This is a genomic window from Colwellia sp. RE-S-Sl-9 (assembly GCF_048296855.1).
Classification (GTDB): Bacteria; Pseudomonadota; Gammaproteobacteria; order Enterobacterales; family Alteromonadaceae; genus Pseudocolwellia.
Genome location: NZ_CP182631.1, coordinates 1,828,488 through 1,841,587, shown reverse-complemented (window position 1 = coordinate 1,841,587; position 13,100 = coordinate 1,828,488). Strand labels below are relative to the sequence as shown.

The 13,100-nt window shown below is 34.2% G+C and carries 9 protein-coding genes; 5 read left to right on the top strand and 4 right to left on the bottom strand.

Annotated features, from left to right (window positions below):
- Positions 1–13: 13 nt before the first annotated feature.
- The 5 genes from hscA (at position 14) to ACM9HF_RS07860 (ending at position 7,546) form a co-directional block, all read left to right on the top strand.
- Positions 14–1,888: a Fe-S protein assembly chaperone HscA gene (hscA, locus tag ACM9HF_RS07880; RefSeq protein WP_473616931.1), complete on the top strand. Its 1,875-nt coding sequence runs from the start codon at positions 14–16 to the stop codon at positions 1,886–1,888.
- Positions 1,889–1,892: 4 nt separating this feature from the next.
- Complete coding sequence (fdx, locus tag ACM9HF_RS07875) at positions 1,893–2,231, top strand: ISC system 2Fe-2S type ferredoxin (RefSeq protein ID WP_473616928.1); 339 nt, start codon at positions 1,893–1,895, stop codon at positions 2,229–2,231.
- 237 nt (positions 2,232–2,468) lie between these two features.
- Positions 2,469–3,791 (top strand): hypothetical protein, encoded by a 1,323-nt coding sequence (locus tag ACM9HF_RS07870; RefSeq protein ID WP_473616926.1) that lies wholly within the window; start codon positions 2,469–2,471, stop codon positions 3,789–3,791.
- Between the two features lie 720 nt (positions 3,792–4,511).
- Entirely contained in the window at positions 4,512–7,004 is a 2,493-nt protein-coding gene (locus tag ACM9HF_RS07865; RefSeq protein ID WP_473616923.1) for a LamG domain-containing protein, read from the top strand.
- A complete protein-coding gene (locus tag ACM9HF_RS07860; RefSeq protein ID WP_473616920.1) occupies positions 7,004–7,546 on the top strand; it encodes a hypothetical protein in 543 nt (180 codons plus the stop codon). The genes ACM9HF_RS07865 and ACM9HF_RS07860 overlap by 1 nt, the downstream gene beginning before the upstream one ends.
- Positions 7,547–7,848: 302 nt before the next feature.
- Here ACM9HF_RS07860 and ACM9HF_RS07855 read toward each other — a convergent pair whose 3' ends face one another.
- From ACM9HF_RS07855 to ACM9HF_RS07840, 4 genes are all read right to left on the bottom strand, one after another.
- Complete coding sequence (locus tag ACM9HF_RS07855; protein ID WP_473616916.1) at positions 7,849–9,324, bottom strand: ferritin-like domain-containing protein; 1,476 nt, start codon at positions 9,322–9,324, stop codon at positions 7,849–7,851.
- Positions 9,317–10,930, bottom strand: coding sequence for a GMC oxidoreductase (locus tag ACM9HF_RS07850; RefSeq protein WP_473616913.1), 1,614 nt, complete (start codon positions 10,928–10,930; stop codon positions 9,317–9,319). Before ACM9HF_RS07850 ends, ACM9HF_RS07855 begins: the two co-directional genes overlap by 8 nt.
- Positions 10,920–11,399 carry a hypothetical protein gene (locus ACM9HF_RS07845; RefSeq protein ID WP_473616910.1) on the bottom strand — a complete coding sequence of 160 codons (480 nt, stop codon included), beginning with the start codon at positions 11,397–11,399 and terminating at the stop codon, positions 10,920–10,922. The genes ACM9HF_RS07850 and ACM9HF_RS07845 overlap by 11 nt, the downstream gene beginning before the upstream one ends.
- Positions 11,400–11,877: 478 nt before the next feature.
- Positions 11,878–12,942 carry a GGDEF domain-containing protein gene (locus tag ACM9HF_RS07840; RefSeq protein WP_473616906.1) on the bottom strand — a complete coding sequence of 355 codons (1,065 nt, stop codon included), beginning with the start codon at positions 12,940–12,942 and terminating at the stop codon, positions 11,878–11,880.
- Between the last annotated feature and the right edge of the window lie 158 nt (positions 12,943–13,100).

Genomic DNA, 13,100 nt, shown 5'->3' with positions numbered 1-13,100 from the left:
TAAAAGATCCCCTATGGCTTTATTACAAATTGCAGAACCTGGACAAAGTACAGTACCCCATGAACATAATCTAGCAGCAGGTATTGATTTGGGTACAACAAACTCACTTGTGGCTAGCGTAAAAAGTGGCTTAGCTGAAACTCTACAAGACGAACAGGGTATAGACATTCTACCGTCAATTGTTAGCTACCAAGCCGACAATATTTTAGTAGGGAACGCAGCAAAAGCGTTTTCTGTTAACGATCCTGAAAATACTATTGTTTCTGCAAAACGTTTAATTGGTCGTTCGTTGAGTGATATTCAATCTAAATATCCATCTTTACCTTACGATTTTTGTGGTGACGAAAACCATCCTGAAATTAACACACGTCGCGGGCCGATAAATCCGGTTCAAGCGTCAGCTGAAATTCTTAAAACCTTAGTTGCCCGTGCTGAAAATGCATTAGGTGGAGAGCTTAAAGGTGTCGTTATTACCGTACCTGCTCATTTTGATGATGCACAACGCCAAAGCACTAAAGATGCAGCCAAGTTAGCTAATGTTAATGTATTACGTTTATTAAACGAACCAACTGCGGCGGCTGTTGCTTATGGGTTAGATACTAAACATGAAGGTAAGCAACAAGGCGTTATTGCTGTTTACGACTTAGGCGGTGGAACCTTTGATATTTCAGTATTACGTTTAAATAAAGGCGTATTTGAAGTTTTATCTACAGGTGGCGATGCCGCGTTAGGTGGCGATGATTTCGACGTAACACTTGTTGATCACCTTATTGAACAAGCACAGCTTACACGACCTTTATCACGTAAATTAGAGCGTCAGCTTTCTCAACAAGCCTGTAATGCTAAAGAACAATTAAGCCAAAATGACTCAACCGAGATCAACTTAGTATTAGAGAACGGTGAAAAATGGCAAGGTATTTTAACCAAAGAAACTTTTAATAGCTTAATTTCAAGCCTAGTAAATAAAACACTACGAGCTTGTAAACGTACATTGAAAGATGCTGATATAACAACAGAAGAAGTACTAGAAGTGGTTATGGTTGGTGGTTCTACAAGAGTACCGCTAGTGCGTGAAGAAGTAGAAAAATACTTCAAGAAAACGCCTCTTACTTCAATCGACCCTGACAAAGTTGTTGCCGTAGGCGCTGCAATTCAAGCGGATATACTTGCGGGTAATAAACCTGATAGCGACATGTTATTACTTGACGTAATTCCACTATCGCTTGGTTTAGAAACCATGGGCGGTTTGGTTGAAAAAGTTATTCCACGAAACACCACAATTCCTGTAGCCAAAGCACAAGAATTTACCACTTTTAAAGACGGACAAACGGCTATGGCTGTTCATGTTTTACAAGGTGAACGTGAATTAGTTGAAGACTGTAGATCATTAGCGCGCTTTGAATTACGTGGTATTCCAGCAATGACTGCTGGCGCGGCGCATATTCGTGTAACCTTTAAAGTTGATGCCGACGGTTTACTCGAAGTGTCAGCTATGGAGAAATCTACGGGCGTAGAATCACGTATCGAAGTTAAACCTTCATTCGGATTAGAAGAGCATCAAATTGCTTCTATGCTAAAAGCTTCTATGAGCAATGCTAAACAAGACATAGAAGCACGTATGGTAAAAGAGCAACAAGTTGAAGCAGCGCGCGTAATAGAGTCTGTTCAATCGGCCTTAGCTGCAGATGGCAACTTATTAAGCGAAGATGAAGCGAATGTTATTAACGAAGCTATTACAGCATTAAATAAAATTATACAATCAGATGTAGCTGATGATATTGAATCGGCTATCGACAAATTAAACGAAAGTACTGCTATTTTCGCTGAAAGACGCATGGATTCATCCATCAAAACAGCATTAGCAGGCCATTCAGTAGACGAGGTTTAGTAACATGCCAAAAATTATATTTTTACCTAACGAAGAACTTTGCCCAGACGGTGCTGTATTAGATGCAGAACCAGGCGAAAGTGTACTGAATGTTGCGCTAAAAAACGACATAGGTATTGAACACGCTTGTGAAAAAGTATGTGCATGTACAACATGTCATATTATTATTCGTGAAGGTTTCGACTCTATTGCAGAAAGCGACGAGCTTGAAGAAGACATGCTAGATAGAGCATGGGGTTTAGAACCTGATTCTCGTTTAGGTTGCCAAGCCATTGTTGGTGATATTGATCTTGTTGTTGAAATTCCAAAATACACGGTAAATATGGTGTCTGAAAACCACTAATATTGTACTGATTGTGAAAAAAGAATGATAAAAAAAAGGATAATAATAGTGATGTTATTATCCTTTTTTACTTTAGATTTTTAACTTCAATTCCTATATTTCTCCAGTATTTTTCACTAAAAATTTAGAACAGTTTTAACTTAACTTGAAGTTCGCCCTTCTGCTAAATAAACATGCAGTGACTTATTTCTATTGAATATGATATTGTTAATTTATATACAAAATAAGGGGTGATTAATGAAGCAAAAAAAGTTCTTTCCTCAAAAGGAAGAGTTACTTGTTCAGCTAGAACGGATAAAGGATAGCCAGTCTTTCGGTCGTTCAGACAAATATATAGCATTACTTAATTACCTTGTAGACAATACGGTAGCGCAAATAGCAGCAGAATCAGAAACGTCTTCGCCGCCTAGCGAAGTGATGATTGCTAAAGCAGTATTTAATAAAGGGGATGAATATAATCCTTCCGACGACGCTTCAGTCAGAGTTTACATTTCAAACTTAAGAAAAAAATTAGAAAGATATTATGTAAATGAAGGTGAAAATGAACGCTTTCAACTAACCATACCTCATGGGAAGTATGAATTAACCTTTTTTAAAACTGAATCACAATCAGCTGACTTAGCGAACATAGATGTTGTCGAAAACTCTCTATTAAATATTCCTCAGCCAAAGTATCAATTAAATAGTTCACCATTAATTTGGACGTTAGGTGTTATTTTTTCATTATCCCTATTATTGAATATATTCGTGATTATTAATAACGATTATCTAAATAATGATCCTGAAATGGTTATACAAAATCACCCTATATGGAAAGACTTAAACGAAAATAACAAAAAAACGCTTATTGTTATTGGTGATTCATTTTTCTATAAGGTTGTAGATAACTCACCTAAAAAAATAGAAAGCTTAATGAGAAATCATTTTGTGAATGGTACAACTGAGTTAATGACATTTCTTAAGGAAAAACCTGAATTAAATTTTCAGAACCTACCCAATAAAAAATTTGCACCAAAAGGTGCAGTAATTGCGTTGGCTGACATAGTACCTATTATTCAAAACAAGGAGCTTTATAAAGTAAAAATGTCATCAGATTTATCTGCTGAAGAGATCAATAATTATAACATTGTGTATATAGGTAAATTTGTAGATTTTGACCAGTTATATGGCTTTTATCAGGGGTCAAATTACGATTTAAGCGCACAGTTTAATTTTATAAATAAGAAAACAGGTAAAAACTATAAATTAATTCCACCATTTTATTCAGGCTATACTGATTATGGTCTTTTTTCGAAATATCAGGGAGCGACAGGTAATGTATTGTACATAATATCTGGATTTACTGATGCTGCTATTATGTCTGTTTCCCAATTCATAACAAATCCAAAAAATTTATCTTCTCTTAATTTAGATGTTGATTCAGCAAATGTATCAGATAAATCTTTAACTAATTTCGAAATACTTTTTGAAGTCGCTAGTTTTAATCATTCACACCTAAATTCCAAAATTTTGAGTATTGATAAAGTAGATGCAAATGCAATCTGGAATAATAATGATTAGCTGATCATCTCTTAACGTGATGTCGCTTAGATTCAATAAGATAGGCTTCACTTAATTATGCAGTGTTTTTTTTAGAAATCACTGGCCTTTTAGCATCTGTTAAAAACAATTCTGTTAAAAAACACAACAAATTTAACAAAATATTCAGAACCTTTGAAACCTATTAATCTTAAAGGGTTCTTTTAATTCGAGCTAAACTGACATATGAATGTTTGCTCAGTGTTTTTTTATAGTAAGAGTTACTTATTTATTCATTTTAAAACTGTTTCTACGTGTTTAACGTTAAATTACGTAAGCCAAAGAGTCCTTACCTTCCATTACCAAACTTTACTGTTAGTAAACGTAAGTTAAAACATTGGCTTACATGTTAAAAGTAAGTAAATGAATTGATTTAAAGAAACCTAAAAATATAGTATTTAAGAGTAATTATCCTTAACTATTAACTCCTATAGGGAAGTAAAGTCGAGGAATTTATGAAGGTAACGCTGATAAATCGGGGATTTTATCTTTGGTCTATTTTGGAGCTTTCAATTAATGAGTTCCATGGTTATGACTAAAGAAAAATATTATATTTTTATTACGTTTCTATGCAGTGGCTAATGTTACAAATTTTTATAACAAACTAAGTAACAAGAACACTAGATTAAAAAATCAATATTTGATTTCTAATAAATACCTTAATTTAGGTTTATTTAGTGATCAATTAATAGGGTAAATATAATGAATAAAACAATAACAATGTTCGGAATATTTTTGACCGTCGTTTTGTCGTGGCTCCCGTTTGAGAGTAATGCTCAAACTGCAGCTTCGGTAACTTTTGACAATGCAACACAATATACGCAAAACGTATATCAAACCAATAGCGTTTTACCTGTAAGTGTGAATTATCATGCTGGTGATAACAACACGGTTACGAACCAATTAGGAGGAGTTAAATATTTTTTAAGAGAACTTCGTTCAAATTGGTCTGTAGTGAAAGACACAATTGTTTCAGATGCATCAGCAATAGGCAAAACGAGTGGCACTTCAAATGTTGAGATCCCTTTACAAGGATTAACAGCAACAGCAAACCTTCCTGATGGGCACTTTTACTTCCTATTTGTAAAGTTTTTCTCTTCAGATGGAAATGCTTACACAGTAAATGTAGCCGGTATAAACATAGAAGCTGCACAAGTCGCTCCTTCTTTGACTATTCAAGGAAGTGATCATATAAAAACTAGCACTTATGCTAATACAGGTTCACTTAACGTAACTATTGATGTTGAAGCGGGTGCTGGCAATATTGTAAATAATACTAAAGGTGGTCTTAAAGTTTATTTACGCGAATTAAAATCTAATTGGCAGCTAGTAAAAGACACTGTAGTTTTCGATGATAGTGTAATTGGTAAGCAAACAGCCGTTTCAAATATTCTGATTCCGTTAAATGGTTTAGTACCAAGCAATCAACTTCCTGACGGAAATTTCTATTTCTTATTTGCTGAATTTGGTTCATCAAATGGAAATGTTTATAACAGTAGTATCGCAAATATTAATATCGATAGTGATTTTGATGGTGACAGTATTGTCGATTCAATTGATACAGATGACGATAATGATGGTGCGAGTGATGAAATAGATTCAGCGCCAAGAAACGCTAGTGTTGGTGCAATAACTGACGTTCCGTTTTTCCAAGGGGTACAAACACCGGCTTTTCCAGGTATGAATTGGCTGAAAATCGATAACATGTCTGACGAATTTGAAGGTGCTAATATTAATGCTGATAAATGGCAAGTAGAGCCAGTAGGAAACGGTTGGTTATGGACAGGTAGAGCACCAGGTTTATTTACTACAGATACGGTTAGCGTTAATGACGGCAACTTAAAAATTACCGTTGATGAATTAGAAGGTGGTCCGCAATGGTTAGATACTCCTTATAAAGATGCAAATGGAAACTTTAAACAAGCCTACTTTAAATATAAAGGCGCAATAATTCGTTCTATTTTCCCAACAAGCGCACCTAAGGACGGTGTATCTTATTACTACGAAGCCAAAATGAAAGCTAACCAAACAGAAATGTCATCAACGTTTTGGTTAATGAGTAAAAATAGTGATTGTAAGACAATGTTCGAGATTGATATCCAAGAAACTATCGGTAAAGTTAACGAAGGTTTGACTCACAGTTGGGCAATGGATTGGGAACATATTTATCATTCAAATATGTTTCATCGTCAAACAAGTTGTAATGACGAAAACAGACGACAAAATTCTACAATGGTGCCAGCTGGCAAGAAAACAACTGAACGTTATTATATCTATGGCGCTCACTGGAAATCACAGAATGAAATCGACTTTTACTTAGATGGTCAGCTTGTTTACAGCATAGTGCATCCCATTGCATTTGATCAGGAAATGTGGATTCAAATGGCAATAGAAACCTATGACTGGAATGAAGTGCCAGAAGATGGTGGAATGGTTAAAGCTGGTACAGAAGAGCAACGTACTACATCATATGACTACGTACGTACTTTTAAATTGTTATGTGAAGGTTGTGTAAGTGTTGAGCCAGAACCTACACCGGTAGAACCATCTCTTTCATTTGATGATGACGCAAAGTACCGTAATACAACGCATTTAACGACTAAACCTATGCAGGTAAAAGTTAATGTTGAAGCGGGGACTGGTAACCTTGTTACAGATGGTGTTGGCGGTTTAAAAGTATTTTTACGCGAACTTCGTTCTGATTGGAGTTTGGTGAACGATATAGTGGTAATTGACGGTAGCGTTATTGGAGAACAAACCGCGACTTCAACACTCTCTATTCCGTTGGCGGGAGCAAAAGCTAACAGCGAGCTTCCTGAAGGAAACTTTTATTTCTTATATGCACAATTCACGGCTTCTGATGGCAAAACATACGATAAAGGCATTGCAAGATTAACTATTGATAACGACTTTGATAATGATGATTTAGGTGACCTTATTGATTCAGATGATGATAACGATGGTGTTAATGATGAGATTGATCACTTACCGTTTGATAAGAACATAGGTGTTTTAGGTGACTTAGACGGTGATCAAGATGTTGATACTATGGATGTCAGAGCATTTACCTCTGCATTACGAGGCACTCATAATTTACATCAAGTATATGACTTAAATAATGATGGTGTGATTAATCGTCAAGACAGTCGTTACTTAGTTAACTTATGTACATATAGCCGTTGTGGAGTTCAATAATGTTAAATTTAATAAAAAGCCTTGCCGTGATTTCACTCTTTGTTTCATGGGCTAGTACGGCATCATTAATCATTGTTGATTTTGATGAAGTTACATATAACAAAGATGATATAGTTACGATGGATGTTTTTGTTAATTCAATAAATTCAGAAACATATTGGTTGGAATTCGATTTATCATTCAATGACGCTGATTTAGCTTTTGATGGTTTTATTTTTGATAATAACGTTTTCAATAATAGTACCTATACCGATGCTTTTGACGATTTTGGGTTTTCACCGTTAACGTTACAAGTTGAGTTTTTAGATGACTGGCAAAACGAGTTAAGTACCTCATTCAAATTAGGTACTGCTAGTTTTACTGCGTTGATGGATACTAATTCGCCAATAAATACCAGCTTAGATTACTTAGATGTGCAAAACTTTTTAGGTGAATCAATTGCCGCACAGGAGGTTCCTGAGTCTCCTGCAATCGCATTATTTGCTTTAGGTGTTTTTATATTGTTAAGAAAGTATTTAGTTCAAAAGTGTCAAAATAAGTAATCTAGATACCGTCTAAACGGGGTAATCTAATGATTAAAAACAATGTTAGTTTACTCTCTTTAATAAAGGCGTCTAATAATACAACACAGGTTTTTATAAGTCTGAATTTATTATTAGATAGCCTAAGATAAGTTGTAATTTTAATTTGTTTTAATGTGTATATACCATTAATACGATGTCTGAAAATAGCTAGTATTTTAATGATTGCAAAAAGTAAAGAATATTAAAAAGGGTAACAACAGCGATGTTATTACCCTTTTCTATTATTTTAGGCTATTTCTAAAATTGTGTTTTGGAAATGCTCAAATTCCGTTTTTAATAAAACCAGATCTACGAGTTAAAAATTCTGTTTTGGTTAATGGCCAGCCTTTTGTTATTGGATCAGGCTTGAAATATTTAAAATATTTATCTTTGAATGTATTAAAAATTTCACCTGTTACATGATCACTAAAAGCTTGAGCATCTTTATATATTTCTATAAATATAACTTCGGTTTGTTGTGTTAAGGGGATTTCTGAAGGCTCGGGTATTATAGGTTTACTCTCCTGATTAAGCGGCTTTTCCGATTGTAGATGTACTAAGTACATCAATGTGCCAGCTTCTTCTTTTACTTTATTAGCTAGGTTGTTTAGCTCTTGATATAACTCAGGAGGGCAGCCATCTAATAATTGCCATTTTGAAATAAGTGATATTTCTTGAACCTGACTCTTTTTATCAAATTCGGGTTCTATCCATTCGAAGGAGGGGGTGCCACGGTAGTTTTCATGGTTAGGAACGGGTATTTCCATCATTTGCAGTGCAATAGGGCTTAAGCTTCTCATGCCATTATTTATTGCTGTGTACAACACATTAGGTGAGCCATTAAACGCTTCAGCAATTTGATACAGCATAACTGAATAGTTGCTATTAAATTGCTTGTTTAAGCTTGATAGTACAGGGCTGTTTTCATAACTTTGTGTTGTTGGGTTTTTTAATAATGGATAAGCTTGGTGATAATTAACATCAAAGGCTTCACCAGTAGGTGGCTCTGTTGGTGTATCCGTTTCTTGATATGATCTATGGTGCTTTATTTCATTAAATTTAAAGTAATGTGCTATATCTGCTCTTTGATTAAAGTATTTAGTGTCTAAATCAAAAATTGAATCTGAGCAACCTTCACCTTGGGTTATTATTAGGTCTATTGCTTTATGGGCTGATGCTAAATCTACTACTTTAATTGGCTCGCCATCGCCTTTCCAATAAAAGTTCTCACCGAGTTGATTGGCAGGATCTCCGCTAAAGACTTCTGGTTCAGAAAATACATCACACGCTTCATTGAGTTGGTGCTTTAGCTGTTCATAAAATGCACCAATGGTAATACCCGGAATTTCCATTTCTGATGAACGCAGCATACTTTTTTTACGACCAATAAATTCAGTCGGCATTTCTATTTTTAAAAATGTGTCAATTGCCGATTCGCTGAATTTTTCTAAGTTAATCTCAAATTCACGGTCTTTAAATTTTTCCCCCTTAAATTCTAATGTAAGAGGGTAAGTGGGAACGTTTTTTTTATTAAAGGTTACTTTGCCACCTATACTCGCTATTAAGTTACACACGAGAAGCATATGTAACATTTCTTCCATGGCTACACTATGAATAAGTGCGGCAGACTTTTTATTAGTATTTGGCTTAATACTTAAAAGTGCAGTTAAATAAGGCGGTATAGTTGATAACTCTAATTCCAGTGCTTTATGCAAATTATCAATTAACTCTTGTTTGCGAAGTTGTAAATCATTCATGATCTAACGCCTCCAGTTGTGTGTTTATATGATCGCCAAGCCTTAAAGATAAAGCGGTTAATGTTAATGTGGGGTTGATTGCACCCGTAGAGGTAAATGCAGCATTTGAGCAAACATATATATTATCAACGCCATGTATTTTCATGTTTTTATCTGTAACACCTTTTTTGGGGTCTTCACTCATTCTACAAGTACATGCAGAATGATCCGCTCGCCATGAAATTGTTGGTTTTCCTTGTATTTTTGCATCCATTTTTTTAAAAATCTCTTCAACTTTGGATTGAATATAAGTCATACGATCGTTAAATTCTGGCGATTGAGAATAATCTACAATGGTTTGAGGTAGACCTATTTGGTTTTTGGCTCCTGGTAAGTTAGTTATGTTGTTCTTATATTCGCTAAATATTTCCACCATTCCGTGTATTTGAACCGTGTTTGAACCTCTAATACTTTCTTCAATTTCTTCTCGCGTATTACCGTTTTTCATTAAAGTGGCAATATCAATTTGAGGTGAACTAGGTGGGTGTATTAATATAAATTTTCCTTTTTTTTGTTCAAATTCATTGTCGTAGTGACGACTACAAAGTGTAGGGAAGTTCATTTCTGGTTGTTTAAGGGATTTATTTTCTGCGATATTGGCGCTAAAAATAAAGTAAGGGTGAGTAACAAAGTAGCGACCAACATTTCCTTCATCATTACCTATTCCATTTATCCAAAAGTCAGATGTTGAACGTTGTAATAATTTAGGAGATTCGATAGCTCCACCAGCCACAATTACTATTTTAGCGGATACACTCATAGTTTTTTTAGTTGTTTTATCAAAATAAGTCACTCCTTTTGCTCTTTGTTTAGTATCCATATCAATGGTATTAACTATGCTGTTAATTCGAATTTCTAAATTAGGGTAATCTTTTTCATCACTCATATGATTTAAAAAATTCGTGGCAGCGTACCTAGCACCAAAAGGACAATATTTACATGTACCGGTTGTTTTACAAGGTGCGTTGAACGTTGAGCTACTTAATATACCGTGTCTTGCAATAGGTACATTTGAAAAGTCCATATTAAGAGATTTTATTGCTGAAGCTATGCTGCTGTCTTCAAATGTGAATGGAAACGCAGGAAATGGATAAGGTGTGGAGCGTGGTGGATTTAAGTTCTTTGAATCTCCAGAAACGCCAATATAGTGTTCAGCCTGTCCGTAATAAGGCTCTAGAGTCTCGTAATCAATGGGCCAATCAATACTTGTGTTGGTATTGGTTTTCATTAAAAAATCTTCAGGCTTTAAACGGAAAGACCAACCACCCCAATGTATTGTTGATCCTCCATATGTCATTACTCTTGACCCCGCTAATGGAACTACGGTTGCTCCAATATTTTGATTTTGTCCTGGTATATCTCTTTCTGGGTATGCTTGATCATTAAATTTAGAGTAGGGTAGTTTGCCGCTTACAATGTAATCTTGCCAAAGGGCTGCATCTTGCATTTTTACTTTTTGTCCAGCTTCTAACATTAAAATAGATGCATTTTTATTTTTTTCTAATACCTTATGGGAAAGAGCTGTAGCAGCGATCCCAGAGCCTATTATAACTAGATCATATTTCATTGTTATTCTCCATAGTTCGGTAAGGTACTGCTTCTCCAGGGATAAAAGCTCCGCCAATATATCCAGGATAATTTTTAGCGCCAAAGGATTTAAATCCACCAATAGAGAGTTGAAAATCAATAAATTCGTTTGATACTTTTTGTCTAACAATAGATAAATTTGAATCTACAGGAGGGAGGTTAGCGTAAGGATCCGTAAATATTATTTCGTAACAATTTTCAGCTCCTACTTCTAAAATCATTTGATTAATCGTGGTGTAAGCTGTTTTATAATATTCTTGATAAATGGGGTATAAATTTATTCGGTTTTGCATAAAAACATAGAGCTCTGATCGATAGGGGGTCGAGTTATCCATGTTTTTCCAATAGACACCTATATGCTCAAATAACTTGAACATGGTTTCAAAGATATCTTGGTTTAGTTTTTCAAAGTTTTTACTAATAGGGTGAATGACAGGTTGTTTATTCATTTTATATTCCATTCCATGTTTTTGATAAACTTACATTAAGTTATCAATGACTTAAAAGGTAGTATAAGAAATATAAACAAAAGTTTTATATTGTAGAATTATGGGGAATATAAGAGGGATTTAAAAAGAGCACTATTTAAAAATCCATTTTATATAACTTTGTATCCTAACAAAGATTGTTAAATTTCGAATTATACTCAGCAAATAAAAAGTAATATCACTAAACGTTTTTTATTTATATCAGTTTTTGCACTGGTATTGGCTATTTTATACAATATTTAAATTTTATAGCCATCACTAACTGTAGTCTAATTTTAGAATAAAAACTAAATCAAGAGTAATTGTCTTATTTTATGGTCTCAATTTATGCCTTAAAATGCGATAATAGTTATATACCCGTTACCATTCAAGCGCTCTGAAATAGCCTCTTGAATGGTAACGGTATAGATGTTGTGTAAGGAAATGAAAAAATATAGCATTATTCTGATATCGAATAATCAGTCGATTTATAACAATTTTTACCACTGTTTTTTGCAAGATAAAGGGCTTTGTCTGCTTGTAAAATAAATGATTTTAAATCGCAATTAATTGACAAATCTTTGAGGTTAACCAAGCCAATTGAACAAGAAAGATCACTATATTTTTCATTTTCCTGATTAAACTTTTGCCATAAATTATTTACTTGAGCTGCCATTTTTTCAGCTTCAGTAATAGGGGTATTTGGTGCTATAACAATAAATTCTTCTCCGCCATAACGACCAACAATATCCTGGTCTCTTTTAAATACTTCTTTTAATATATCTGCTTGCGTTTTAATGATGACATCACCTTCGAGGTGTCCAAACTTGTCATTAAATTTTTTAAAGTCGTCGATGTCGATTAAAAATATAGAGACTGGCTTATTCTTATCATCAGATGTAAAACACTTTAATGCTTCTTTTTCATAAGCTCTTCGATTAAGTAAGCCTGATAGTTGGTCTGTTTGACTTTGCTCTTCAAGCTTATTTGTTAGTTCTTCAGCCCGCTTGAAAGAGTTTTCAGTGGTATATAATCCCACTAAACAAATTAAACTTACAATAGAATAAAAACCTAAGTAAATTGAGTTAAGGTCAGCATAAATTGGATATAAAGTTAATAGTTTGGCCAAAGCTAAAAAGCACAACAGTACATATAAAATTGATAGTTTAAAATCTAACCGAAGTACAAAAAAGGCAAACACAGAATAAATGAGTAGCCCATCATAAGGAAAACTAAACATGTCTATCACCCATGCTTGTTTTATAAACCAAATATTCGATAGAGAAAGGGTCGTTAATACAACAAAATAAAGCTTATGTCGGTGCTTTTTAAAGTGGTCAAAGTATGAAGATAACAGAAGGGCTATCATTGTTGGAACTTGAATCAAAAATCGGCTTGTTATGTACTCATCGTGTAGGGGCGTTGGTAAAATAGATAGGTCTAAAATTGCAAATAAACCCATGGCGATTGTTACTGCGAGTAACACCCATCGAGTTGTATTAAGCTTTAATTCATAGTTTTTCATTACAGTAAACTATTCCTCTAAGAATATAGTATATTCTTGCTTAAAAGATGATTTTCATATGTTTAATACCAATTGCATCGTTATTTATTTAGAAATTAGAACACTCCTTATTAAAATAAATGCCTCGCCTACAGGACGTAGGTGCTTAGGTTCAGTCT